Source organism: Paenibacillus sp. HGH0039, from assembly GCF_000411255.1.
Lineage (GTDB): Bacteria > Bacillota > Bacilli > Paenibacillales > NBRC-103111 > Paenibacillus_F.
The window spans coordinates 491,203-516,836 of record NZ_KE150412.1 but is presented as its reverse complement, the minus strand read 5'-3'; the positions used below and the strand labels follow the sequence as shown (position 1 = coordinate 516,836).

The window sequence follows — 25,634 nt, the reverse complement described above, 5'->3', positions numbered from 1 at the left end:
AGTAAGGCGATGTCATCATGCGTGGACAGGTTGTGCAATGAGCCTGCCCGTTAGCGAACAATTCGACAGGTTTATTGTAACCATCTAAAATGATTATGATGGTTACACATTGGATTTTAACATCCATTGGAAAAAGACTCAATCTTTATTCGGAGGTTGTTTTGGAAAATTCGGCTTTAGAGTTTATGAACAGCCAGTGGTACGACTGGCGGGGAACGGGGCGGAGCGAGGACAGGCTTGACCGGCCGGGCTGGCTGGAAGCTTTTCTCGAGAAGTGGGAGCTGCAGGCCCAGGTGCCTCCGCAGCCCCACGAACGCGCCGCCCTCGGCGAGCTCCGGCAGGCCATGCGCGCGATCACGGAATGCGCTTGCACTAACAGCGAGCCGGATCGCGCGGACATCGCCAGGCTGAACGAAGCGATGGCGGAAGTGCCTTCCCGCCCGGTTCTGGCGAGGGAAGAAGGCGGCTGGCGGCTGGAGCGCAGGACGGGCGATAGGGGCTGGGCCGCGGTCATGGGCCAGGTGGCCGTCGCATTTGCGCGGCTGCTGGCGGAAGAAGACGTGCGGCGGCTCAAAATGTGCGCCAACGAAGACTGCCGCTGGGTTTTCTTCGACGAGAGCAGAAGCCGGACGGCCCGGTGGTGCGACGATAAGATGTGCGGCAACCTGATGAAAGTCAGGCGCTTCCGGAAACGCCGGAAAGAAAACGATTGATCCGGCGCCGGAGTATTTTGCGGCCGTGCCACAAGGAATACGGCTTCGAAAGTCGAAGATGTAAGAGGAACCTACATAACGAGCAGACCGAGAGTAAATTTACCTACAAAGGAGAATGAATATGGCGAATCAATTCGAAAGAAATCTGGAAAAATACGCCGAGCTAGCGGTGAAAGTCGGTTTGAACATACAGCAGGGTCAGTCCTTATGGGTGAATGCTTCCATTCAGCAGGCCCCTCTAACCCGTTTTATTGCGCAAAAAGCATACGAAGCGGGAGCGAAATCGGTTCACGTGGAATGGATGGACGATGTTATTACGAAGCTGAGATATACGCTTGCTCCCGACGATTCGTTCGATACCTATCCGGCGTGGAGAGCGCAGGCGGTAGAAGAGCTGGCCGAAAACGGCGGCGCTTATCTGCTTATCGAATCAGGCAACCCGGAACTGCTTCAGGGAGTGAAGCCCGAACGCATCACGGCTTATTCCAAGGCAGCGGGCAAAGCGCTCGTCAAGTGGAGAGAATACATGACCTCCTACAAGATGACGTGGTCGATTCTCGCGGCGCCTTCCACCGGCTGGGCCGGCAAAGTGTTCCCCGATCTGCCGGAAGATGAAGCCGTGGCCGCTTTGTGGGAGGAGATTTTCAAAGCTACCCGCGTGGACCAGGACAATCCCGTTCAGGTCTGGGAGCGGCACAATGCGACGCTCCGTACTAAAGTCGAGGAGCTGAACGCCAAACAGTACCGGAAGCTTCATTACCGGGCGCCGGGCACGGAGCTGAGCGTAACGCTGCCGGAGCGGCACATCTGGTGCGGAGGCTCGACTGTGAACGAGCAGGGGGATGCTTTCAATCCGAACGTGCCGACGGAGGAAGTATTCGTTTCTCCGCTTAAGGACGGCACGAACGGAGTGGTTCGCAGCACGAAGCCGCTGAGCTATCAGGGAAATCTGATCGAGAATTTCACGCTTACGTTTGAAAACGGCCGTGTCGTGGACTTTCAGGCAGAGAAGGGCTATGAAGCGTTAAAAGGACTTCTCGAACTGGACGAAGGAGCCCGTCATCTGGGCGAGGTTGCGCTTGTGCCTCATGAGTCGCCTATTTCCGCGAGCAACATCATATTCTTTAACACGCTGTTCGATGAGAACGCGTCGAATCACCTTGCTCTGGGGAAAGCCTTCGGCTTCAGCATCCCGGACGGAACGAAAATGTCGGTGGAGGAGCTGACGAAGGCGGGCCTCAACGACAGTATTACCCACGTGGACTTCATGATCGGATCGGCGGAAATGGACATTGACGGAGAACGGGCCGACGGGACGATTGAACCGATTTTCCGCAAAGGGAATTGGGCTTAATTACCCGTAAAATGCGCATATTCGGCCTGTAAAGGCAGGGTAACGAGCGCGATAAGGATATCAAAGGTCAGCCGGGATTGCCGGCTGGCTTTTTCTTTGAGTGCATCCGTTCTTTTCTTTATGTGCAGCTCGTTATGCGTTTCTTACGGAAGCGTGCGGCGGGCTTTTTTTGTTTTTAGGAAAGGTTTATTTGGAATTCCCTGGAATATCCTTTTATACTTACAAAGGGGCCCTTATAAAACTCATGGGGAGTGAGGAAATGAACGTTTACGAGCATCTGGTCCAACCGGAACGGTCAGGCGACTTGAAAAAAGAGGTGTATGCTTTTCTGACCGAAAACGGACACCGCGAAACCGCGGAGCACTGCATGAAGGTGGGCGAGAAGGCTCGCGAACTGGCCGTCCGCTTCGGGGCGGACCCGGAAACAGCGGCATCGTCCGGTTATTTGCATGATATCAGCGCCGTTTTTTCCAACGATACGCGTATTTCCGTGTCGGTTCAGCTTGGGATCGAAGTGCTTCCGGAGGAAGAAAGCTTTCCGATGATCATTCACCAGAAGATGTCGAAAGCGATAGCGCGGGATCTATTCGGAGTGGCGGACCCTGAAATCTTGAGTGCCGTCGAATGCCACACCACGCTCAAAAAACAGGCATCTCAGATGGATAAGCTGCTTTTCACAGCCGACAAAGTGGCTTGGGATCAGAAGGGGACGCCTCCGTATCTCGAAGAGCTGAATAGGGGACTCGCGCTTTCGCTAGACCATGCCGCGTTTGCCTATATCCGCTACTTATGGAGCCGGAAAGACACGCTGAGAGTCGTTCATCCATGGCTTAGAGAGGCGTACGCGGATTTGTCGGGACGAATTGGAAGTGAGCCGGAAACGTGCGGAACCTAAGCCGGGGAAAAATTTTTGCACTGTCAATCGTTCTGATCGTTTTACTGGCTCTGTTTGTTTATGTTCAGGGAAATAAAATGGCCTATGCGGAAAGAGTCAGGAGCTACCTGCTCCAGGAAAAAAGCTACAAAGAAGAGGAACTGGCATCGGTCAAAGGGATTTGGGGGATGAAACTGCCCTCTTTCTATACAGTCGTTGTTTTCAAGGATGAGCCGGAGGTGAATTATGTTTATTTTTCGCATAACGATGTCCTGCAATTCGATCAGTGGATTACCCCGAAAGGAGTAGAGATGGGGATAACGCCTGAAAAGCTGAAACACACGGAAAAGCGAAGGGAGGGGTAGGCGGTCAAAAACCGAAACGAACTGATTTTAATTTTTTTGTAGACAAATCAAATAGTTGTTGACCTAAAACCAAACGTTATTATATTATGTTTATGTAATACATAAACAAAACGAGATATCGTTTGTTGACCAGGTCTTATTCTGAGTCTGAACAAAATCTCAGTGGGAATGACAGGAAGGGGCTCTCAGTCGTGTTTAAAAATACTTTTGTCAGAACGATTATTTTATCTAACGTTCTGCTCCAGCTTGGCATCTGGGTAAGAAACTTTGCCATTCTGCTGTACGTGACGGATATAACGAATAACAATCCCAAGTTTGTATCGTTGATCTCAGTCGCCGAATTTACTCCGATTTTTCTTTTCGCGATTATTGGAGGAACTTTTGCGGACCGGTGGAAACCGAAGCGGACGATGATCGTTTGCGATCTTCTCTCGGCGTTGTCCGTATTCGCCGTCCTGCTCGTCGTAATGTTCGGTTCGTGGCAGGCGCTGTTTTTCGCGACGCTGGTGTCGGCGATTTTGTCGCAATTCTCCCAGCCGTCCGCATTAAAACTGTTCAAACAGCATGTCCCGGAAGAGCAGCTTCAAGGGGTCATGGCGATGTTCCAGACGTTAATGGCCATCTTTATGGTATTCGGCCCGATTCTCGGGACATTCGTGTACCAGCACTACGGTCTGGAAATTTCGATTGCGGTCATGGGGGTTTGTTTCATCGCTTCCGCCGCCGTTCTTACTTCACTACCGGCCGATCAGGAGAATCCGGCTAAGGCGGAACGCAATTTCATGCAGGAAATGAAGGACGGACTCCGTTACGTGTGGAACAGCCGTGCATTGAAGACGCTTGGAGGAACGTTCGTCGTTTCGGGCTTGGCGGTAGGGGTTATTCAGCCTTTGATGCTGTTTATCGCTATCGAAAATCTCGGGCAGGATAAACTGTTTCTGCAATGGCTTCTGGCGGCGAACGGAATGGCAATGCTGGCAGGCGGGGGTTTCGTCATGGCACTCTCGAAAAAAATGCAGCCGCAATCACTGCTTGCGGCGGGGCTTATCGCCAGCACCGTTGGAACGATAGGAATCGGCTTGTCCACAAGCGTTCCGCTGACGATCTTTTTCCAGGTGGTGAATGGGCTTTTTTATCCGTGCATCATGATCGGAATTAACACCATGATGATGAAAAACACGGAAGCGGCTTTTATCGGCCGCGTGGGAGGCGTATTAACGCCGATGTTTATGGGGTTTATGGTCATCGGCATGTCTGCCGCTGGATTTATGAAGGATATTTTGTCCCTTCAAACGGTTTATGCCGGCAGCGGAATTCTCTTCTTGCTCGGTGCGCTGCTGCTTGTTCCGCTAATGCTGCGCCGGACGGAACCTCCCCGGGAGAGTCAAGGTGCCGCAGCGGCAGCGGACAGCACCGATTAATCAAACGGCATCGCACGCAGTCCGGTACCATAGAAAGCCTCCCCTTTTGTTAGAAGGGGAGGCTTTAGTCTGTAGACAAAGTCTTAGTCAGACTTAAGTCTACCGCAAATTATTTTAATATGGTTGAAATAGAAACAAAAATTTGAATATACTGTTGTTAATGCGCCAACGGGCGGGAGGACAGGCCATGAACAAAGAAGAACAGGTCATAATGGGTTTCAGGGACTTATTTAACAAGCTGGTTTGGCTTAATAAGGATAAGATGGAAAACAGTCTTAAAGGGTATAAGCCTTCTGAAGTCCATTGCATCGAATACATTGAAAGAAATGTAGATTCCAACGTGACAAAACTTGCGGAGTCCTTTTATATGACTCGCGGCGCCATAAGTAAAATAACTAAGCAGCTTTTAAAAAAAGGCCTTATCGAAAGTTACCGGAAGCCGGATAACAAGAAAGAAATTTATTTTAGGCTTACTGAGCAAGGGAAAGTTATTTATAACATTCATGAGGACCTGCACAAAGAATTTCAAGAGCGGGATAAAGCCGTATTCGAGCAGGTGACCGAGGAACAATTTGACAGTATGCTCAGCTTCGTGGAAAAGTATAGCAGGCATTTGGAGGCAGAAATAAAGAAACGGGGTTTAGATATTAAGTCGGAATAAATTTGAATAATGAAAATGAAACCACAGGCAGCCGGGCTCTATTGAGAACGGGCTGCATTTTTATTGCTTTTATTTTGTTGACGAGGAAACAAAAATGTAATAAGCTAAGTTTGTTTCCTAGGAATCAAAATCATGATTTTTGAGGGGAGAATGCGATGTTTAAAGGTAGATCGCACAAGGAACGGAACACAGAACAAACCGTAGATAAACACGCTTTACTATTCGGTCTTATCTCTGTGTTTCTTTGCGGAATAGGCTTCAGTATCCTAACGCCCGTCGTCCCCTTCTTAGTGCAGCCTTATATAAGCCATCCGGGAGAACAAGCTATAGTTGTTACGCTGCTGACCTCTGTTTATGCATGCTGCGTGTTTTTTGCGGCCCCCGTACTCGGAGCTTTGAGCGACAAATATGGCCGTCGTCCATTACTCTTGGTATGTCTGTTGGGTTCCGCAATCGGGTACTTCGTTTTTGGCATAGGAGGGGCTCTATGGGTACTATTTGCCGGGCGTATAATAGAAGGGATAACAGGCGGGAGCATAGGCACGATCTTCGCCTATTTTGCAGACATCATTCCTGCGGAACAGAGAACCAAATACTTTGGATGGGTGAGTGCGGTTGTAGGTGTGGGCACCGTCATTGGCCCGACTCTAGGCGGATTACTTGCCAAGTTTGGTTATTCCGCACCCATGTATTTTGGAGCCGTCATAACTTTAGTGAATGTTATTTATGGATTCTTTTTTATGCCTGAGAGCCTTAAGAAGAATAACAGACTGAAAGAGATTACCTTTGTAAGACTGAATCCGTTTACACAGCTTGCAAACCTGCTTTCCATGAAAAACTTAAGAAGGCTGCTTGTCTCAGCGTTCTTACTTTGGGTACCTAACGGATCTTTGCAGGCCGTTCTTTCACAATTTACAATGGACACTTTCAGTTGGAAGCCTGCACTGATCGGACTTATGTTTTCAATCATGGGCGTCCAAGACATCATTTCACAAGGTTTCATCATGCCGAAACTTTTGAAAAAACTTAATGATAAACAAATAGCGATTCTTGGAATGGTTTCGGAGATTATAGGTTACAGTCTGATTGCGCTATCTGCTTTGTTCTCCTTCTATCCTCTTCTTATCGCTGGCATGTTTATATTCGGTTTTGGCGATTCGATCTTTGGGCCCTCATTCAATGGGATGCTCTCCAAGTCTGTCGATTCCAGTGAACAAGGAAGGATTCAAGGAGGCAGCCAATCTATTCAGGCTTTGGCAAGAATGATTGGGCCTATCATTGGAGGTCAAATCTATGTATCACTTGGTCATGCCGCTCCCGCTTTTATGGGGATGATCCTTATAGCGGCGGCAATACCCGTTTTGTATAAGAGAACGGATGTAAGTAGGTAAACTGCTTTACAGACTGAAGCCTCCCCTTTTGTTAGAAGGAGAGGCTTTTTGGCGTTAAGGCGCGGCTTCAACCGGCTGCGGTCCGGCATGTCGGCTGAGCGCGCGGAGCAGCGTACCGTCCACGAGGTCGCTGATCCGTTTCATCATCGTTTCGGGCAGTTCTTTCATGCCCGTTTTGACCCATTTGACGACGATGCCAACGAACGCGAAGGTGTAAAATTCCGCGATAAAGCATTTGTCCGCATCCGATACGCCAAGGCCGGAGGAAGCGTCGTCCACTACTCGTTTGATCATGTCCTTGGTAGCCTCGAACAAATAGCCGTCAAACGCGTTTTGTCCCGGTGTATGGAGCGCGTTGACGTAGAACAGCCGGTTTTTCATCAAATAATGCAGGATTTGTACGGCCATGTCGCTCCAGTGTTCGTAATCGCGGTAATCGGCGATGCTTTCCACCGCTTCCGAATAGTAAATCCAGTGAACCAGGTCGTATTTGTCTTTAAAATGATAATAAAAGGTCTGTCTGTTCAGTCCGCTGCCGGAGGAAATATCCTGAACACTGATTTTCGCCAAAGGTTTCGTTTCCATCTGCTTTTTAAGCGATGCGGCCAGCGCTTTTTTGGTCATTTGCGAATCGGTCATGATGTCACCTCGATTGGTTCTCCACACTCCACTTTCCAGTATAAAGGAATTGAGATCTTTTTAAAAATGTAGGAACGGATACGTGCGGTTCGTTAACGGAAAAAATCGAATTCATACATAGACAATCCCGGTAAAGTGGTTTGTTTTTGGACAATTCGCTGGAATTGTCTATTTTGCGGGGGCGGTTTTTCGCGTTACACTGGAAATGATTACATAAGGCATCCATACAAGTGGTAATTTTTTTCGCAGGCAGCCGGTGGAGAGCGAGAAAAAATGGATAGCCGTTCCTTTCTTTTCAAATAGTAGGGAGGATGTGTAAGTACCAGTATGGGATGAACAAGGAGGGCGAGAGTGTCTTGGCTAAATCAGAACCTTTAATTCCGCAGCCCAAAACCTACGGGCCGCTCGGCAATCTTCCGTTAATTGATAAAGAAAGCCCGCTGCAATCGATGATGAAACTGGCGGATGAACTGGGACCCATCTTCAAGCTGGAGATGCCCGGCAGAACTCAGCTGCTGATCTCCAGCCACGAGCTGGTCGCAGACGCGTGCGACGAATCCCGTTTTGATAAGAAAATCGGAGCCGCTCTTTCGAATGTGCGCGCATTTGGGGGAGACGGGCTGTTTACCGCGCACACGGATGAACCGAACTGGCAGAAAGCTCATCATATTCTGCTGCCGACGTTCAGCCAGCGTGCCATGAAGGGGTACCACAACATGATGGTGGACATTGCGGTCCAGCTCATCCAGAAGTGGTCCCGGCTAAACGCGGACGAAATCATTGATGTGCCGGAGGATATGACGCGGCTGACGCTGGATACGATCGGATTGTGCGGGTTCAACTACCGGTTTAACAGCTTTTACCGCGAGCAGCCGCATCCTTTTATTACAAGCATGGTAAGAGCGCTGCACGAAGCGATGAATCAGACCCAGCGTCTCGGACTTCAGGACAAGCTGATGGTCATTACGAAGAGACAATTCAACCATGACATCCAGGCGATGTTCGCTTTGGTGGACAAGCTGATTGCCGAACGAAGGGCCCAGGGCACGGAAGGTATCGACGACCTGCTGTCCCACATGCTGAACGGCAAAGACCCGGAAACGGGCGAATCCCTGGGTGACGAGAATATTCGCTATCAGATCATTACGTTCCTGATCGCGGGTCACGAGACCACAAGCGGACTTCTCTCGTTCGCCCTTTATTTTCTTCTTAAAAATCCCGACAAGCTCCGGAAAGCGTACGAAGAAGTGGACCGGGTTCTGACCGATCCCGTGCCGACTTACGGACAAGTCCGCGAGCTTACCTACATCCGGATGATCTTGAACGAAGCGCTGCGGCTTTGGCCGACGGCTCCCGCTTTCGTGCTTTACGCGAAAGAAGACACCCTGCTGGCCGATAAATATCCCCTGCAAAAAGGGGACAGCCTGACGGTGCTCATTCCGAAGCTTCACCGGGACAAGACCGTGTGGGGAGATGACGTGGAATCGTTCATTCCCGAGCGGTTCGAAGACCCGGGGAAAATTCCTTACGATGCGTACAAGCCGTTCGGCAACGGACAGCGCGCCTGCATCGGCCAACAGTTTGCCATGCAGGAAGCTACGCTTGTGCTCGGGATGGTTTTGAAGCATTTCAACATTATGCCGCATACGGATTATGTCCTGAAGGTAAAAGAAACGCTGACGATGAAGCCCGAAGGCTTCACGATGAAAGTGGAGCCGCGCCAGCAAGGCGTTGCAGTCACCATTCCGGGGACTGCGGTTTCCGCGGCGGATGACAAGCGGGTCAAAGAACAAGCCGCCCCGCTCAGCGTGAACGCCCACAACACGCCGCTGCTTGTGCTGTACGGCTCGAACCTCGGTACCGCCGAAGGCATTGCGCGGGAACTGGCCGATGCGGCGAAATACCAGGGCTTCCGCCCCGAAGTCGCTTCCATGAACGACTATGCCGGGAAGCTGCCGAAGGAAGGGGCGGTGTTCCTCGTGACCGCCTCCTACAACGGCAAGCCGCCGAGCAACGCCAAAGACTTCATGGATTGGCTCGAAAGCGCGGAGCCAAGCGAAATCGCCGGCGTGCGGTTCGCCGTGTTCGGCTGCGGCGATCATAACTGGGCGAGCACGTATCAGGACGTTCCGCGCCGGGCCGACGAGCTGCTTGCCTCCAAAGGAGGACAGCGCCTTGCCGGCCGGGGAGAAGGCGATGCCAGCGGCGATTTCGAGAAGCAGTTGGAAGACTGGCGCGAAGCGCTGCGGCCGGACGTCATGAAGGCGCTGGGCCTGGAGCTCGCCGAGATCTCGGAGAAGGAGAAAAGCTCGCTCAGCCTGCAGTTTGTGAGCGGCTTCGCCGGTACGCCGCTGGCGGAATCCTACGATGCCGTGCATGCGGTCATCGCCGGGAACACGGAGCTTCAGCGGGAGGAAAGCGGGCGCAGCACCCGCCGGATCGAGGTGAAGCTGCCCGAAGGCGTGACCTACCGGGTCGGCGATCACCTGGGCGTTCTGCCGCGCAACTCGCGCGAAAGCGTGGCGCGTGTGCTCCGCCGGTTCGGGCTGCAGGGGAGCGACCACCTCATTCTGAGCGGAAGCGGACGAAGCGCCGCCCATCTGCCGCTGGACCGCCCGGTGAGCCTGGAGGATCTGCTGGGCCACAGCGTGGACCTGCAGGAAGCGGCAACCCGGGCCCAGCTGCGGGAGCTGGCGGGATGCACGGCGTGCCCGCCGCACAAGCGCGAGCTGGAAGCCCTGTTGGAAGAGGACGCGTACCGCGAGCAGGTGTGGAAGAAGCGCGTGTCCATGCTCGACCTGCTGGAGCGGTACGAAGCGTGCGAGCTGGGGTTCGAGCGCTTCCTGGAGCTGCTGCCGCCGCTGAAGCCGCGGTACTACTCGATCTCCAGCGCCCCGCAGGTGCAGCCGGAAGAGGCGAGCATCACGGTCGGGGTCGTGAAGGGACCGGCGTGGAGCGGACGCGGCGAGTACCGGGGCGTAGCGTCGAACTACCTGGCGGAGCGCCGGGAGGGCGATGCGATCGTCATGTTCGTCCGGACGCCGGAATCGGGCTTCGGGCTGCCGGACGATCCGAAGACGCCGGTCATCATGGTCGGCCCCGGCACGGGCGTGGCGCCGTTCCGCGGGTTCCTGCAGGCCCGCAGCGCGCTGCGGCGGGAAGGAACGGAGCTGGGGGAAGCGCACCTGTACTTCGGCTGCCGGTGCGAGAGCGACTACATTTACCGCGAGGAGCTGGAGCGGTACGAGCGGGAAGGCCTCGTCAAGCTGCACACGGCGTATTCGCGGGAGGAAGGAACGCCGAAGACGTACGTGCAGCACCTGATGAAAGAGAATGCGGCGGAGCTCATCGCTTTGCTGGATAAAGGCGGCCGGCTGTATGTATGCGGAGACGGAAGCCGGATGGCGCCGGACGTGGAAGAGCAGTTGATGGAGGCGTACGCGAATATCCATCAGGTAAGCCCGGACGAAGCCCGGAAGTGGCTGGACGGCTTGCAGACGGACGGGCGCTACGCCAAAGACGTCTGGGCGGGCATTTAACGATGATCGATCGAACTGAACGGGATCTCCCGAGATAAAATTACAGCAAGCCTCTGTAAGCGGGCAACTCCGCTTGCGGAGGCTTTTTGACTGCCGCTTTTGGGCAAGCGGGAAGGGCATGGACGAAAGGGCGGGCGCACGGAGCGCCGCCCTCTCTTGGTCCTGCTTCCTATTTGGCCGCTACGTCGGTTCTTACTACGCCCACATCGGAAGCGTTGATGGCGAATGCGTAGCCGCCTTGTCCCGTATGCGCCTTGGCCGATTGGTTAACGTTTCTTGCCTTTTTTAAACACTTTCACATGGACGGCGTTGCTGGCCAGCGCGTTTCCGGCGTGTGTTTTGGCGATGGCGGACTGGAAGATCTGGAAGACCAGAAACTTGTTTTTGCCCACTTTATAGGTATAGGATTTGGTTTTCGTATGAACCACAGGATGCGGCCTTCTTATCCGGTAAGTTATCCCTAGCATATGAAGAATGAGAGATAGGAGAAGCGACGAATGGCAGGGCGGATAAGCGGTCTCCGGAAAAAAGAGAGGCAGCTGCGGGCAGGCATGCAAATGCTTCCTGGTTTTCCCGGAAGTAAGGGTGGGAAAGACGAGGTTTTTAAGGTAAGCTTAGGCTAGCGGAAATGACCTTCCAAATGACCCCCCGAAAGGAAAAAGCGGAATTCATGGATATTTCAGACATCGTGTCCTATGTAACAAATGAAGACAATTTAAAACATCTGCTGGAACAATACCGGTCGCTCGGCCCGCTTCCGGGTATTTTGCTTACTTTTATGAAATCGTTTGTCCCGCCCCTGCCGACTTTGCTCATCGTAGGGGTAAATGCGGCGGTTTACGGACTCTGGGCCGGTTTTCTTTACTCCTGGATCGGGATCGTGAGCGGCTGTCTCGTCACCTTCCTGATCGTCCGCAAGATCGCCGGTCATTCTTATCTCGAAAGGCTGGCCCGCAAGCCGAAAATCGCAAGGACGACGAAGTGGATCCGGCGGAACGCTTACAGCTACGTTTTTCTGCTGAGCCTGTTTCCCGTGGGTCCGTTCGTGGTCATTAACATAGCGGCGGGACTGGCCGGCATGCGCCTCCGTTCTTTTCTGATGGCCGTTCTGATCGGCAAAGGCATCATGGTGTTCACCGTTTCGTATATCGGTTACGATGTGGCCAAATATATCGAGAATCCGTACCAACTGCTCTATGTCGTCCTTTTCGTCGCCGTATCGCTGATCGTCAGCAAAAAGATAGAGAAGCGGTTTTCGTCCGGCCAGACGATGGAGCTGGAATAGGGCGGAACTCACTGAAAACCACCCCCTCACCGCGGGAAACTCATTCTGCACGCTGCTTGGCTGCGTTGAACTTGTTCTTCTTCCGCCTTCGGATAATGTTCCGGCTGACGGCATATGTATGAAGGAATGCAGGAAACGGAATGCGGAATGCGGAGAGGAGCTTGGCTAGTGAGCGGATACGGTTATAGGGCCGGCCCGACGAATCATCACAAAAGTTCCGGCATGCCCAATCTCGCCTTTAACGCACGCGATAACGTGCTGTTTAAGCGCAACGAAGACAACGTGGCGTATGAAGTCACCTCAACGCAGCTTCCGCCTATGACGGGTGGAGCTTTTACGGAGCTGCGGCTCGGCAGGGGATATATCCGGGAACCCCACTGGCATCCGAACGCGTGGGAGCTTCATGTCATTGTAGCGGGAGAGGCGGAGATTTCGGTGATGTGCCCCGACAGCCCCCAACTGGTGAACTACCGCGCGAAGGAAGGGCAGGTCGTTTTTGTTCCCGCAGGCTGGTGGCACTGGATTACGCCGGTTTCCGAGAAGGTGCATCTTCATGCGTTCTTCAATCACGAGCAGCCCGAGACGGTGCACGGCTCCGATATCCTGCGGCTGACTCCGCCGGAAGTGCTGCAGAACGCCTATAATGTCAATGCCGCTCTTGCCGGCAAAACCTTCGCGCCGATTACGGAGTCGGTCCGCATCGGACCGGCGGTTCCTGCGCACAGCGAACCGGGAAAACCGGCCACCCCGGGTCAGCCCTATCTTAACGAAAAAAAGAAAACCTAGGCATTTCGGCCCCGGAGGCCGCCGTTTGTCTAAAAGCTTTCCGCATTCTTTCCAGAGCGGGAGGCTTTTTTTGTAAGCGGAAATTCGGAGACAGGGAGTACGACCCCATTTACAGGTGGAAAAATACAGGGTACTATATAACCTATAATCATATTATCAATGATAATATAAATGAGGCGGTTTATTCCTATGAATATCGAACAAGTGATTTTGGGTTTTATTTACGGGGAAGCGATGACCGGCTATGAGCTGAAAAAACGGTTCGACGAGTCGGTCGCCCATTTCTTCGGAGCGACTTTCAGCGGAATTTACCCGGCGCTCAGGCGGATGGAAAGGGAGGCGCTCATTGAGAAGGAAGTCGTCGTCCAGGAGGGGAAGCCTTCCAAAAATATAGTCCGCATTACGGAGAAAGGGCGGCAGTCGTTTGCGGACTATTTGAAGTCTCCATTATCGCCCGGTGTGCAGAAATCGGATCTGCTCGTCCGTTATTTTTTCGGCAGGTATGCCGCCGCGGATCAGATACAAGGCTGGCTGCTGGAGGAACGGGCGAGGCTTGCACATACGAGAGAAGGCCTTCTTCATATGCGGCAGGGAGCTTTGAATGATCCGGACAGCGATGCGTTTCGTCTTAAAACGCTGGAGATGGGTATTGCCCAGCTTGAGTTTTCCCTCCGCTGGATAGACGAGGAACTGACGAAACAGTCCGATGGAGGTTCCGGTGCCCAAGAGAAGCCCGGCAGAGAGGAGAAGGCGTGAATCCTATGAATATTCCTGCAAAAAGCCCGGATGCACTCGCCTCTTCCGCCATAGGCAGCGGGGAAGCTGAATCGCACGCTTCTTGCGCAAAGCTGCCGGAGCTCGGAGCCGCGGAAATGGCCCGCGGAATTAAAGCGGGCAGATGGACGTCGAGCGAGCTTGTGGAGGCGCATATCGCCCGGATCGGACAGATCCAGCCGCTGATCGGAGCGGTTGCCGTCCCGCTGTTCGAGGAGGCGCGCCGGGCAGCGGCGGAAGCGGACCTGCGGACCGCTTCGGGAGAACCGCTCGGTCCTCTGCACGGAGTGCCGGTCAGCGTCAAGGAATCCCTTGACGCGGCGGGAACCGCGTCAACGTGGGGGCTGACGGGACGCACGGCGCCTGCTTCTGAGGACGATCCGGCCGTCGCCGCTCTCCGCCGGGCCGGAGCGGTCGTCCTGGCGAAGACGAATGCGATGCAGCTGCTCATGGGCTGCGAAACCGTGAACCCGGTATACGGGCGCACAAGCAGCCCGTGGAACCCCGCCGGGCGTTCGTGCGGCGGAAGCAGCGGCGGTGAAGCCGCCCTTATCGCGGCGGGCGGATCGCCGCTCGGTCTCGGCACGGATGTCGGCGGCTCCATCCGTACGCCGGCGCACTTCTGCGGCGTCCACGGGCTGAAGCCGACGCCGGGCCGGGTGGCCTCGCGCCCGCCTCGCGGCATCGCGCACATCTGCCGCGAGGCGGCGGAGATGGCGAGCACCGGCCCGCTGGCGCGGAAAGTCGAAGACCTCGCGCTCGCCATGGAGGTGCTCGCTGCGACGGAGACGCTGCAGGCGCATCCCCTGCAGCGTCCCGGGGAAACCGATCCGGCGGGACTGCGGATCGGCTTCTACACGTCGGACGGCATTCTGCCGCCGTCTCCCGCCGTGGAGCGGGCGGTCCTGGACGCCGCGGAAGCGCTGCGTGCCCGCGGCGTGACCGTGAAGCCGTTCCGCCTGCCGGAGCCGGATTTGGCGCTGCATCAGTTCTACGCGCTGATGTCGGCCGCCGGGGCGGAAGGCATCGCGGAGACGGCCGGCGCGGATGCGCTTGTCCCGCAGGTGGAGGGCACACGCCGTTCCTTCGGGCGTTCGCGGACGGCGAATCGCATCCTGGCGCTGCTTCTGCGGGGTGCGGGACAGAAAATCGCCGGCACGCACATTCTTCCTTACCTCGGGCGCAAAACCCGAGAGGATCTCGGGAAAGCCGCGGAGCTCCGCCAAGCTTACCGTGAAAAGTTCGCGGCGGAGATGGAGCGGCAGCAGGTCGACGTCCTGCTGTCGCCGCCCTTCCTTACGCCCGCAATCCCGCACGATCATTCTCTCGCAATGACGTACGAGGGCTCTTATGCGCTATTGTATAATTATCTCGGCATGCCTGCCGGGGTCATCAGCCTCAGTCAGGTGCGGGTCGACGAAGCGGATGCAATGCGGGCCGTCCGAAGCCGGGACAGACTGGTCCAGGCCGCTGCGCAAGCGGACCTGAACAGCGCCGGGTTGCCTGTCGGTGTCCAGGTCGCGGCTGCACCCTGGCGGGAAGACCGGGTGCTTGCCGTGATGGATATGCTGGAGAAGCTTTTCCGGGACCGTCCTGATTATCCGCCGGGAAAACTTGCGGCGGCTCTTTTGCCGATTACCGATAAATAACTGTCAGGAGGAACGAGTATGCCCGGAGCACTTTTTAAAGAAAACGTTCGGAAGGAAACGGGAAATACCTGGGAAGAATGGGTCATCAAGCTCCAGCGTTCCGTGAACGAGCTTTGGTCGCACGAGGAGATCAGGGATCACATTTGCAGCTGTTACGGCGTTTCAGGCGAGTGGGGAGAATGGCTGGCTGCCATGTACGCTCCCTTTCTGGGAAGGACTCCCGTAGGTGTGACTAAGGACGCCGGCGTTCAGATCGGGGTAAGAAAAACGGTTGCGATATCCGCCCCGCAAGCCTGGAGCTATCTGACTTCGAGTGAAGGGTTGCCGTTGTGGATAGGCAGCGTGTCCGAGTTTCCTTTGGAGAAAGGGGCGGAATTCGCTTCCACCGAAGGTATTACGGGAAAACTTACCGTGGTCGATCCGTTTCGAAAGCTCCGGATGACCTGGAAGCGTAAGGAATGGCCGAATCCCTCGCGTCTTCAAATTACTTTGGCGGCCGCAAAGTCGGGAGGGACCACGATTTCCATTCATCAGGAAATGCTGGACGACGTGTATATGCGGGAAATGATGAGACGGGAGTGGGAGTCCGTGCTGAGCCGTATCCAGGAATTGGGTGCGGAGGAACACAAAAGGGTGTAAACTATAGAGAACGGATCACGCATTCCAAATCTGTTCAAAGGCGGTGCGAAGATGAAGCTGAACCATCTTAATTTAACGGTTACAGACGTCCCGGCGACTCAGGCTTTTCTGGAAACGTATTTCGGTTTGACAACGCGGAGTACACGCGGAAGCGCGTTCGCGGTATTGTCCGATGACAACGGAGCGGTCCTGACCTTGATGAAAGGCGCGGAAGTCAGCTATCCGAAAACGTTTCACATCGGTTTTATCCAGGAAAGCGAAGAGAAGGTAAACGAGATCAACCGGCGCCTGAAAGAGGACGGGTTCGACGTGGAACCGCCTCAAAGAATGCACGGCTGGACATTTTATGTAAAAGCCCCGGGCGGCTTTGTCGTCGAGGTGCTGAGCTGAAACCGTCAAGGAGGATTCATCCAATTGGACATCCGCTATAGTCATTCCAACGAAGTCAATATAGACGAGCTCCGGGAGCTGTTCCTGTCCGTAGACTGGGAATCGGGAAAACACCCTGAAGAGCTACATCAGGCGATTCTGAATTCCCACTCGGTCGTGACGGCATGGCACGGCGATAAGCTGATCGGGCTGGTTAACGCTCTTTCCGACGGGGTAATGACGGCGTATTTTCATTACATGCTGGTGAGGCCGGATTACCAGAACCACGGGATCGGCAAAGCACTGATGACCGAGATTCTCGGCAAGTACAGGGAATACAAAACGAAAGTGCTGATTTCTTACGCGGAAGCGGAATCCTTTTACCGTTCGCTTGGATTCCGGGGGGAACAGGGCGCTGTTCCGCTCTATATTTCCGAATTGGTTTAAAGAGAAGTGGAATAAAACCAAGTTGACAGCTTGGAAAAATATGTTATAAGATATGGAAATAACGGCATCGTCCTGCTCCGTGCGGGGTTGAACAGCATGATTTTTTCCTATCCAGACAGCCTCAGGCGGACCCATCAGGTGATAGCCGCGCGGCTGTTTTTTTGTTTGCACAGGAGGTGGGAGGAAATTCCGATCCGGTACAAGGCCGCCTTTAAACCTTGTTATCGGGTAAGAATAGAAGGTTTAACAGTAGGAGGAGAATTGTGCATCTCGACACGGACTTTATGTGGAAGCATCTGCCCGATTTTGTGCGAGCCGGAGGGGAGACGCTCAGAATCGGGGGCATCGCCATCTTTTTTTCCCTTTTCGTGGCTGTCATTCATTCGTTTATTCTGTATTTTCGCATCCGTCCCCTGACCTGGGCCGTCCGGCTGCATGTTGAACTGGCGAGAAACACACCGCTGCTTATCCAGTTGTTTTTTCTGTATTTCGCCCTGCCGCAGCTGGGGATTAAACTGTCCGCGATGACGACGGTTTTTATTGCGATGACCTTCCTGGGCGGCGGATATTTTACGGAGGTGTTCCGTTCGGGCATAGAGGCCGTTGAGAAGTCGCAGTCGGAATCGGGGCTTGCCATCGGGCTTTCGAAATGGCAGCTGTTCCGGTATGTCATCCTGCCGCAGGCGCTGCGGATTTCCATCCCGTCGTTATTCGCGAACTTTATTTTCCTGCTTAAAGAAACGACGGTCGTGTCGGCGATTGCGGTACCGGAGCTGCTTTATACGACGACGAATTATATTTCGCTGTATTACAAAACGTACGAGATGCTTCTGATGATGACGCTCTGTTATCTCGTTATTTTTCTGCCGCTGTCCTTTCTGCTGGGTTATCTGGAAAGGAGGTTCCGGCATGGCGCTTTCGGCTTATGAGCTTCTCGTCGGGAGCCTGCCTCAGCTTGCGGAAGGGCTGTGGGCCACGCTGCGAATCTCGCTTCTGACCATTGTGTTCAGCGTGGCCGGAGGAATCGGTTTCGGGCTGCTGAGAACTTCGCGCCTGCTTCTCGCGCGTCTGCTGTCCGGAACGATTCTGGAGCTGGTCCGGAGCGTTCCGATCCTGGTTTGGCTGTTTTTCTTTTTCTTCGGTCTGCCGATCCTCTTCGACATCCATCTTCCCGCATTCGCTTCGGCCCTGCTTGTCCTGTCGCTGTGGGGGATGACCGAAATCGGGGAAATCGTCCGGGGAGCCCTGCAATCTCTTCCCAAAGGGCAGACGGAGGCCGGAAAATCTTTGGGACTGAGCGGGTGGCAGCTGCTGGGATACGTGCTTATCCCGCAGGCGGTGAGGCGTATGGTGCCGCCGGCCATCAACGTCTTTACGCGGATCGTCATGACAAGTTCTCTGACGGTGCTGGTGGGTGTGACGGAACTGATCAAATCGGGTCAGCAGATCATTGAGCGCCATTACACGTTTTCTTACGCCTCCGTCGTTATTTACGGCCTCATGGCTCTATTGTATTTTGCCTTATGCTACCCGCTGTCTGTGTTCTCGCGCAGACTGGAAAGAAGATGGGCCGACTAGCCTGCTGAACGGCCGGAAAGGAGGTACTTATGGGGGAAGCGCTTCTGCAGCTTAGACAAGTGGAGAAATCGTTCGACGGGCACCGGGTGCTCAAGCGGATCGATCTGGATGTGGCACTGGGGGAAGTCGTCGTCATTCTGGGCCCGAGCGGATGCGGCAAAAGCACGCTGCTCCGGTGTTTGAACGGACTCGAACCGATACAGGGCGGCACCCTTTTGTTCAAAGGGGAAGACCTGAACGCCGGGAAAGTGCCGTGGCGGGTGACCCGGCAGAAAATCGGCATGGTTTTTCAGAGCTATCATTTGTTCCCGCATATGACGGTGCTCGATAACATTTTGCTGGGACCGCTCAAAGTACAAAAACGGAGCCGGCGCGAAGCGGCCGCGGATGCGGAGAAGCTGCTGGCGCGCGTCGGTCTGCTGGATAAAAAGAACGCATATCCCCGTCAGCTATCGGGTGGCCAGCAGCAGCGGATCGCCATCGTCCGGGCGCTTTGCATGCGGCCCGAGGTGATGCTGTTCGACGAAGTAACGGCGGCGCTCGATCCCGAGATGGTGAAAGAAGTGCTGGAGGTGATGCTGGACTTGGCCCGGGAGGGCATGACCATGCTGATCGTGACTCACGAAATGAGATTCGCCCGTGCGGTTGCCGACCGGATCGTTTTTATGGACGAAGGCGAAATTCGCGAAATCGCGCCGCCGGATACATTTTTCAGCAGTCCCCAAAGCGGCCGCGCCAAGCATTTTTTAAACCAGTTTTTCGAAATGGAGACCGGAAAAGGGAGAGAAGAAGCATGAGAAAAAGAATAGCTGTATGGGTAACAGTCGTCCTGCTTGCGGGCGTATTGGCCGCTTGCGGAGCCGCCAAAGATTCGAAAGACGCTTCGGGAAGCGGAGCCAAACCCGCATCGGCCGGTGAAAGCGGCGGAGGAAGCATCCAGAAAATCAAAGACCGGGGCAAGCTGATCGTAGGCGTATTTACGGACAAGCCCCCGTTCGGCTTTACCGACGACAAAGGGAACAAGATCGGCTTCGACAGCGATCTGGCCAAGCGTTTCGCCAAGGATCTGCTGGGGGACGAATCGAAGATCGAGTTCGTGACGGTCGAGCCCGCCAGCCGCATCCCGTTTCTGCAAAGCGACAAGGTGGACCTCATCGTGGCGAATATGACGGTGACCGAGGAGCGCAAGGAAGCGGTAGATTTTACGAATCCCACGATGAAAGTGGCGACGCAGGTGCTCGTGTCCGAGAAAAGCGGGCTTAAGACGCTGGCCGATCTGAAGGGCAAAAAAATCATCGTCACGAAGGGCACGACAGCCGATCTGTTTCTGACCAAAAACCGCCCCGACGTAGAGCTGGTCAAGTACGAGAAAAATACCGAATCTCTGCAAGCGCTGAAAGACGGGCGCGGTGACGGTTATGCCCAGGATAACTTCGTTCTCTTCGCCTGGTCCCGCCAGAACCCCGGTTTCGCGCTTATCCCGGAGAAGCTGGAGAAAGAAGCGCCGATCGCTCCGGCGGTCAAGAAAGGGAATACCGAGCTCCGGGATTGGGTGAACAAGGAGCTGGAGACGCTCGGGCAGGAGAAGTTTCTGCTGCAGCTTTATGACAAGTACGTCAAAGAGGAGCTCGGCTCCGCTACCGATCCGAACGATGTCATTACAGAAGGCGGCAAACTGTAAGCGGCGCAATTGCAAAGCATCCCCCTCTTCCGAACCAGGGAGAAGGGATGCTTTTTTTGTAACGTCTGATGAGCCTGTGCGATCCGTTAGTCTTGGCTTTTGAGGTCAGGTTGATTATCATAGACGCAGGGAAGCTAGTAAATACGGAGCAGTCCGTAAGGAGGGAACCGGGTGTCGCCGAGAAATACGGAACGGGATTTACGCGTCAGAGAAGAACGGATTCAGCTCATTCTGGATTCCGCCATAACGGTCATCGCGTCAAAAGGGTTCGGAGCTGCGAGCATCAGCGATATCGCAAAAGCGGCCGGCATCAGCATCGGCACGATGTACCATTATTTCAGCTCCAAAGACGAGATTTTCGCCGACGTGTTAAAACGCGGACAGCTCGATTACGGAAAGAGAGCGGCGGAGCTCGCCGATGAGCAAACGATGCCGCCGCTGGTCAAGCTGCACGAATTCGCCGCGGGCTGGCTTGCCAATCCGATCAATTGGGCCTACACGATCATGCTGCAGAGCGCACGGACGACCGAAACCGTGCCCGTGGCGATCAGGCAGGCCGTTACGGACCGGTTTACGGCCAATCTTCAGCCGATCGCGCGCATTATGGAGGATGGACAAGGCCGGGGGGATATTAGGGCCGGAGATCCGCTGCAGCTGGCTTTCTATTATGTGAGTCTGATTCAAGGTCTGACCCTGCAGAGGGCGCCGGGTTTCGAAATCCCCGTATCCATTGAAGTGGACGCGCTGATCCGGTTTTTTGAAGCTTGATTCAATTCCGATTTATCCGATAGGAAAAAAGTGTTGACAATCTTCTTTTCAGCCTGATAGAATGCTGGTAACAAACCGAATGAATATTCAGGTTGTGAAACGAACAACCGAATTCAGACCCAAACCTTTTAACGCATTCGACCAGACAGCTGGAGATTGGCGGTAGGCAAACAAGCGGGGAACGAACCTGCTTATAGTCCTGCGGCCATTTTTTATTTCTTAAAACCAATTAAAAAGATCGGTTTTGTTGTTTTTGGCATCGGCGCAAATTTGAGCGACATACGGAGGAGAGATACGGATGAAAACATGGACAACGGCGCTGCTTTTGCTTGCAACGGTTCTGATCGCGGCCGGCTGCGCCAAGAAAGACGAAGCGTCCCCGTCCGCAAACGGAGGCAAGCCGGATTATAAGGGGCTTACCCTTAAGCTGGGCGTCCAGGGAAGCGGGGGCATGTACGCCAAAGCGAGGGAAGAGAAATGGTTCGAGAAAGCCTACGAACCGCTTGGCGTAAAAGTCGAATGGGCGGAATTTCAAAGCGGTCCGCCCATGACGGAAGCGATGGCCTCGGACAAACTGGATTTCGCTTCCCTCGGCAATTTGCCGGTCATCGCCGCCCAAGCGGCCGGAATCAAGTTCCAGATTATTTCCCAGATACTCGACGGCAAGCGGAATACGGCTATTATCGTACCGGCGGACAGCCCGCTCAAGGATATCCGGGATTTGAAAGGCAAGAAGGTTGCCGTTACGAAGGGCAGCAACGCTTATAATCTGCTGACCCGGGGATTGCACGATGCCGGAGTTAACCCTGCGGACGTTCAGGTCATCCAGCTGCAGCCGAACGAAGCTCAGCCCGCCTTCGATTCAGGCAAGGTCGATGCCTGGGCCGCCTGGGACCCGTACATAACCGTCAACACCTTGACGGGAAAAGGAAAAGTGCTGGCCGAAGGCGAGACTTTGGGCGTTCTGGCCCCGTCTTTTGTCATCGTGCGCAAAGAGATCGCGGATAAATATCCGGAGCTTGCCACCGTCTATTTGTCCGTCCTTGAGAAGGCGAGGCTGTGGGAGGAACAGAACTCCGCGGAAGTTCTGAAACGGTATGCGGCGGATTACAAAATCCCGGAAGCGGTCGTCGGCGGCATGCTGACACGTTCGAAATCGATCAATATCCCGGTCAGTGAGGCTACGGCTGCGGAGCTTCAGAAAACGGCCGATTTTCAAGAGTCGGCCGGAACGATCCGCAAGAAGATCAAAGTGGCGGACGCCGTAAACAACACCTTTATCGAAGAGGCTCTTAAAGCGGCCTCTGCGGCCAAATAAGATCCGAAAGAGAGGCGCTGCACATGCTTTCGGCGAGTACCCGAAACAAACTTATGGCCGGCAAGCGGTTCGGAAGTGCGCCGGCGGCCGGAAAATCACGCAAGAAATCTCTTCTTGCGGTTAACCGGCTCACCGGACTTCTGCTTCCCCTCGGTCTGCTTGCAGGATGGCAGATCGCCGGCTCCGCCGGGTGGCTGAATCCCATCCTGCTGCCGGCCCCGTCCGATATACTCGGCGAATTCGGGGCGATGCTGCTAAGCGGGGAACTGTTGCGCAATCTGGGAGTCTCGACATGGAGAGTGCTGTGCGGTTTTCTGCTGGGAGGGGGCCTCGGACTTGCGGCCGGGCTGTGGGTCGGATTTTCGCACAAGGCGGAAAGACTGCTGAATCCCACGCTGCAAATGCTGCGCACGCTGCCGCATCTGGCGATCGCGCCGTTGTTTATTCTCTGGTTCGGCTTCGGGGAGGAATCCAAGCTCCTGCTCATAGCCAAAGGTTCTTTTTTTCCGCTTTACATTCAAACCTTCCTGGGCATACGTTCTGTGGACAATAAAATGTTCGATGTCGCCCGGGTGCTTGAGTTCAGTCGCTTTCAGATGATCGCCAAGCTGATTCTGCCCGCTTCCCTGCCTAACATCCTGCTCGGCACCCGGCTGTCGCTCGGCGTCGCATGGCTGGGGCTGGTCGTCGCCGAGATGATGGGCTCCAGCACCGGCATCGGTTTTATGATCAACGATGCCCGGTCCATGTCGCTCACGACGGTTATGTTCGTCGGGATTATCATGTTCGCGGTGATGGGCAAGCTGTCCGACTCGCTTGTGCTTCTGGCCGAGCGCAGGCTGCTCCGCTGGAGAGACAGCTTCCGGGGGGAGGGGGGATAAGCATGGCGAAATCCGTATCCGCAAAAGGCGCTGCCAAAACGTTTTCGGGCAAAACGGCTCCGAACGCCTACGGCAGGACGGCCAAAGACTTGGGCTGGCTCGGAGTGTTCCCGTCCCGGATGCACGGCCTGCTTGTCCCGTTCGTCCTGCTGGCGGTATGGCAGGCGGCCGGTATGAGCGGACTGGTCGGCAAGGAGCAGCTGCCGACGCCTTCGGCCATTGCCCGGCGCTTCGCCGAGCTGGGCCTGAGCGGCGAACTGCTGCGGCATATCGGCGTCAGCTTCATCCGGGCCGCAAGCGGTTTTCTGCTTGGGGCGCTTACCGGGCTTCTGACCGGGCTGTTCACCGGAATCGGCAAAATGATCGAACGGACGCTGGACCCTTCGCTCCAGATGCTGAGGACGGTGCCGCTGCTTGCGCTGATTCCGCTGTTTATTCTGTGGTTCGGAATCGGGGAATTCAGCAAAATTCTGATGATTTCGCTGGCCGCTTTTTTCCCGGTCTACCTCAATACGTTCACGGGAATCCGGGGTGTGGATTCCAAGCTCTACGAGGTGACCCGCATTTTGCGGTATTCGCGCAGCCAGCAGCTGAGGAAACTCATTATCCCTTCCGCGCTGCCCCACATTTTGCTGGGTCTGCGTCTGGCCATGGGCGTTTCGTGGCTCATACTCGTTTTCGCCGAACTGATGGGGACGAGCGCGGGCATCGGATACATGATCGAGGATGCCCGGACGTATTCGAATACGGATATCGTATTCGTCGGGATTATCCTGTTCGCGTGCGTCGGTTCTTTATCGGACCTCGCGGTCCACGCTCTGGAGAAACGTTGGCTGGGCTGGCGGGATACGTTCAAGGGTTGACCGAAACATTTGAATTAGAGGAGGTTGAATGCGAATGTCTAAACGCATGGACCAGCTCCATCTGGGAGCTTTCATTTATTATGCCGGCCATCATCATGCGGGCTGGCGCCATCCGGAATCCGGGGTGGAGGGGATATACGATTTCGACCTGTACCGCTCCATTGCCGAAACGGCCGAACGCGGCAAGTTCGACATGATTTTTTTCGCGGATTTGTTGTATGTGCAGCATGTGGATAGGGCGGCCTCGGGCATGCTGGACCCCATAACGCTGCTGTCGGCTCTGGCCGCCGTTACGAAACGGATCGGCCTTACGGCGACCGTATCCACGACCTACAATCATCCTTACAATGTAGCCCGGAAGTTCGCGTCGCTCGATTATATCAGCAAGGGGCGGGCGGGCTGGAACATTGTGACCTCCCAGCTCGATATCGAAGCCCACAACTACGGCCTGCCGAAGCACCCCGATCATGCGCTTCGCTACGAGATGGCCGAAGAATTCGTCGAAGCGGTCACCCGGCTTTGGGACAGCTGGGACGACGACGCGCTGGTGCTCGACCGGGAAGCGGGTATCTATGCCGATCCCGGCAAGGTGAAGGCGGTCGACTACCGGGGGAAATGGTTCTCCAGCAAAGGACCGCTGAATGTTCCCCGCCCTCCCCAGGGGAATCCGGTCCTGATCCAGGCGGGGTCGTCCCCGCAGGGCCAGGAGTTCGCTTCCCGTTACGGCGAGGTGATTTTCACCGCTCAGCAGTCGCTGGAGGCGGCCAAAGCGTTCTATGCCGCCGTCAACGGCAGGTTGTCCGGAGCAGGCAGAAAGCCGGGCAGCCTCAAAATTATGCCGGGAATATCGCCGATTCTCGGAGCGACAGTGGAAGAAGCCCGGCGCAAAGAGCGGGAGCTGACGGATCTTATCCCGACCGAGCTGGCCGTCATGGCCCTGTCCGGCATGGTCAGCCACGATCTGTCGGCTTACCCGCCGGACGGCCCGCTGCCCGATATTCCCGATCCGGTGGAGAAGTCCAACGGGATGAAAAGCCGCGTCCAGCTTATTATGGATACCGCCCGTTCCGAGGGGCTTTCCATCCGGGAGCTGGGGCAGAGGATTCTGGGCGCCCGGGGACACTTGCAATTCGTCGGCACACCGGAGCAGCTTGCGGATCTCATGGAACAGTGGTTCCGGGAGAAAGCATGCGACGGGTTCAATGTCATGGGGCCGGTCCTGCCGGGAGACCTGGAGACATTTACCGACGAGGTGGTTCCGATTCTTCAGCGCAGAGGCCTTTTCCGTACGGAATACAACGGAACCACGCTGCGGGATCACTTGGGCCTCGAACGGGCCGAAGCAGGGCATTTCAGCAAACGCGGTTCGGCGGAGGTCGGCGTGAACGGATAGGGAGAGAGCCGGTTTCCGGCGGATTTGACGGCGATTCTTCCTGCAGGCCGTTTCCTATTGCGGGAAACGGCTTTTTAATTGGCATAAATTCAGGTTCAGCTAGAAAAGGCATAAAAAACCTCAATAGATAAAAATTACACATTTCTGCTAAAATGAAGAAGAATCCACCCGATTTAATAGAGAGGTGATAAAAAAGTTACCGGCGGACGCGGATAACCCCGGATTTCGGTTTGACCAAAACGAGAG

The 25,634-nt window shown here is 54.9% G+C and carries 26 protein-coding genes; 24 read left to right on the top strand and 2 right to left on the bottom strand.

Annotated features, from left to right (window positions below):
* Window positions 1-161 precede the first annotated feature (161 nt).
* From HMPREF1207_RS01950 to HMPREF1207_RS01920, 7 genes are all read left to right on the top strand, one after another.
* Window positions 162-713 carry a CGNR zinc finger domain-containing protein gene (locus tag HMPREF1207_RS01950; protein ID WP_009672317.1) on the top strand — a complete coding sequence of 184 codons (552 nt, stop codon included), beginning with the start codon at window positions 162-164 and terminating at the stop codon, window positions 711-713.
* Window positions 714-834: 121 nt separating this feature from the next.
* Entirely contained in the window at window positions 835-2,067 is a 1,233-nt protein-coding gene (locus HMPREF1207_RS01945) for an aminopeptidase (RefSeq protein ID WP_009672328.1), read from the top strand.
* A 259-nt stretch (window positions 2,068-2,326) separates the two neighbouring features.
* On the top strand, window positions 2,327-2,962 hold the full coding sequence (gene yqeK / locus HMPREF1207_RS01940; protein WP_009672323.1) for a bis(5'-nucleosyl)-tetraphosphatase (symmetrical) YqeK: 636 nt from the start codon (window positions 2,327-2,329) through the stop codon (window positions 2,960-2,962).
* Window positions 2,950-3,306 carry a DUF3139 domain-containing protein gene (locus HMPREF1207_RS01935; protein WP_009672321.1) on the top strand — a complete coding sequence of 119 codons (357 nt, stop codon included), beginning with the start codon at window positions 2,950-2,952 and terminating at the stop codon, window positions 3,304-3,306. The genes yqeK and HMPREF1207_RS01935 overlap by 13 nt, the downstream gene beginning before the upstream one ends.
* A gap of 191 nt (window positions 3,307-3,497) precedes the next feature.
* Window positions 3,498-4,727 carry an MFS transporter gene (locus HMPREF1207_RS01930; protein WP_009672320.1) on the top strand — a complete coding sequence of 410 codons (1,230 nt, stop codon included), beginning with the start codon at window positions 3,498-3,500 and terminating at the stop codon, window positions 4,725-4,727.
* A gap of 187 nt (window positions 4,728-4,914) precedes the next feature.
* Window positions 4,915-5,388: a MarR family transcriptional regulator gene (locus HMPREF1207_RS01925; protein WP_009672319.1), complete on the top strand. Its 474-nt coding sequence runs from the start codon at window positions 4,915-4,917 to the stop codon at window positions 5,386-5,388.
* A 155-nt stretch (window positions 5,389-5,543) separates the two neighbouring features.
* Window positions 5,544-6,779, top strand: a complete 1,236-nt coding sequence (locus HMPREF1207_RS01920; RefSeq protein WP_016423412.1) for an MFS transporter — start codon at window positions 5,544-5,546, stop codon at window positions 6,777-6,779.
* Window positions 6,780-6,833: 54 nt separating this feature from the next.
* Here the strand turns inward: HMPREF1207_RS01920 and dhaS are convergent, their stop codons facing one another.
* Window positions 6,834-7,418, bottom strand: coding sequence for a dihydroxyacetone kinase transcriptional activator DhaS (gene dhaS / locus HMPREF1207_RS01915; RefSeq protein ID WP_009673977.1), 585 nt, complete (start codon window positions 7,416-7,418; stop codon window positions 6,834-6,836).
* A gap of 332 nt (window positions 7,419-7,750) precedes the next feature.
* Between dhaS and HMPREF1207_RS01910 the strand changes: the two genes are divergently transcribed.
* A complete protein-coding gene (locus tag HMPREF1207_RS01910) occupies window positions 7,751-10,957 on the top strand; it encodes a bifunctional cytochrome P450/NADPH--P450 reductase (protein WP_050803020.1) in 3,207 nt (1,068 codons plus the stop codon).
* Between the two features lie 266 nt (window positions 10,958-11,223).
* Here HMPREF1207_RS01910 and HMPREF1207_RS29600 read toward each other — a convergent pair whose 3' ends face one another.
* Entirely contained in the window at window positions 11,224-11,385 is a 162-nt protein-coding gene (locus HMPREF1207_RS29600; RefSeq protein ID WP_009673952.1) for a hypothetical protein, read from the bottom strand.
* A 242-nt stretch (window positions 11,386-11,627) separates the two neighbouring features.
* Between HMPREF1207_RS29600 and HMPREF1207_RS01905 the strand changes: the two genes are divergently transcribed.
* The 16 genes from HMPREF1207_RS01905 (at window position 11,628) to HMPREF1207_RS01830 (ending at window position 25,388) form a co-directional block, all read left to right on the top strand.
* The gene (locus HMPREF1207_RS01905; protein ID WP_009673956.1) at window positions 11,628-12,242 is read left to right on the top strand and encodes a TVP38/TMEM64 family protein; all 615 of its coding nucleotides are present in this window, start codon (window positions 11,628-11,630) and stop codon (window positions 12,240-12,242) included.
* 168 nt (window positions 12,243-12,410) lie between these two features.
* On the top strand, window positions 12,411-13,028 hold the full coding sequence (locus HMPREF1207_RS01900) for a cupin domain-containing protein (RefSeq protein ID WP_009673975.1): 618 nt from the start codon (window positions 12,411-12,413) through the stop codon (window positions 13,026-13,028).
* Window positions 13,029-13,217: 189 nt separating this feature from the next.
* Entirely contained in the window at window positions 13,218-13,784 is a 567-nt protein-coding gene (locus HMPREF1207_RS01895) for a PadR family transcriptional regulator (RefSeq protein ID WP_009673948.1), read from the top strand.
* A gap of 5 nt (window positions 13,785-13,789) precedes the next feature.
* Window positions 13,790-15,451: an amidase gene (locus tag HMPREF1207_RS01890; protein ID WP_016423409.1), complete on the top strand. Its 1,662-nt coding sequence runs from the start codon at window positions 13,790-13,792 to the stop codon at window positions 15,449-15,451.
* 18 nt (window positions 15,452-15,469) lie between these two features.
* A complete protein-coding gene (locus tag HMPREF1207_RS01885) occupies window positions 15,470-16,090 on the top strand; it encodes an SRPBCC family protein (protein WP_009673942.1) in 621 nt (206 codons plus the stop codon).
* 51 nt (window positions 16,091-16,141) lie between these two features.
* Complete coding sequence (locus HMPREF1207_RS01880) at window positions 16,142-16,480, top strand: VOC family protein (RefSeq protein ID WP_009673939.1); 339 nt, start codon at window positions 16,142-16,144, stop codon at window positions 16,478-16,480.
* 24 nt (window positions 16,481-16,504) lie between these two features.
* Window positions 16,505-16,906: a GNAT family N-acetyltransferase gene (locus HMPREF1207_RS01875; protein WP_009673954.1), complete on the top strand. Its 402-nt coding sequence runs from the start codon at window positions 16,505-16,507 to the stop codon at window positions 16,904-16,906.
* Window positions 16,907-17,169: 263 nt separating this feature from the next.
* On the top strand, window positions 17,170-17,835 hold the full coding sequence (locus HMPREF1207_RS01870) for an amino acid ABC transporter permease (RefSeq protein WP_009673932.1): 666 nt from the start codon (window positions 17,170-17,172) through the stop codon (window positions 17,833-17,835).
* Window positions 17,816-18,484 carry an amino acid ABC transporter permease gene (locus HMPREF1207_RS01865; RefSeq protein ID WP_009673957.1) on the top strand — a complete coding sequence of 223 codons (669 nt, stop codon included), beginning with the start codon at window positions 17,816-17,818 and terminating at the stop codon, window positions 18,482-18,484. Before HMPREF1207_RS01870 ends, HMPREF1207_RS01865 begins: the two co-directional genes overlap by 20 nt.
* Window positions 18,485-18,513: 29 nt before the next feature.
* Window positions 18,514-19,281 carry an amino acid ABC transporter ATP-binding protein gene (locus HMPREF1207_RS01860; protein WP_009673969.1) on the top strand — a complete coding sequence of 256 codons (768 nt, stop codon included), beginning with the start codon at window positions 18,514-18,516 and terminating at the stop codon, window positions 19,279-19,281.
* The gene (locus tag HMPREF1207_RS01855) at window positions 19,278-20,165 is read left to right on the top strand and encodes a transporter substrate-binding domain-containing protein (protein ID WP_009673960.1); all 888 of its coding nucleotides are present in this window, start codon (window positions 19,278-19,280) and stop codon (window positions 20,163-20,165) included. Before HMPREF1207_RS01860 ends, HMPREF1207_RS01855 begins: the two co-directional genes overlap by 4 nt.
* A gap of 171 nt (window positions 20,166-20,336) precedes the next feature.
* Window positions 20,337-20,933: a TetR/AcrR family transcriptional regulator gene (locus tag HMPREF1207_RS01850; protein WP_009673972.1), complete on the top strand. Its 597-nt coding sequence runs from the start codon at window positions 20,337-20,339 to the stop codon at window positions 20,931-20,933.
* 298 nt (window positions 20,934-21,231) lie between these two features.
* A complete protein-coding gene (locus HMPREF1207_RS01845) occupies window positions 21,232-22,251 on the top strand; it encodes an aliphatic sulfonate ABC transporter substrate-binding protein (RefSeq protein WP_009673944.1) in 1,020 nt (339 codons plus the stop codon).
* Window positions 22,252-22,304: 53 nt separating this feature from the next.
* Window positions 22,305-23,132, top strand: a complete 828-nt coding sequence (locus tag HMPREF1207_RS01840) for an ABC transporter permease subunit (protein ID WP_036739775.1) — start codon at window positions 22,305-22,307, stop codon at window positions 23,130-23,132.
* Between the two features lie 2 nt (window positions 23,133-23,134).
* Window positions 23,135-23,995, top strand: a complete 861-nt coding sequence (locus HMPREF1207_RS01835) for an ABC transporter permease (protein ID WP_009673945.1) — start codon at window positions 23,135-23,137, stop codon at window positions 23,993-23,995.
* A 34-nt stretch (window positions 23,996-24,029) separates the two neighbouring features.
* Window positions 24,030-25,388 carry an LLM class flavin-dependent oxidoreductase gene (locus HMPREF1207_RS01830; RefSeq protein ID WP_009673963.1) on the top strand — a complete coding sequence of 453 codons (1,359 nt, stop codon included), beginning with the start codon at window positions 24,030-24,032 and terminating at the stop codon, window positions 25,386-25,388.
* Window positions 25,389-25,634: the final 246 nt, after the last annotated feature.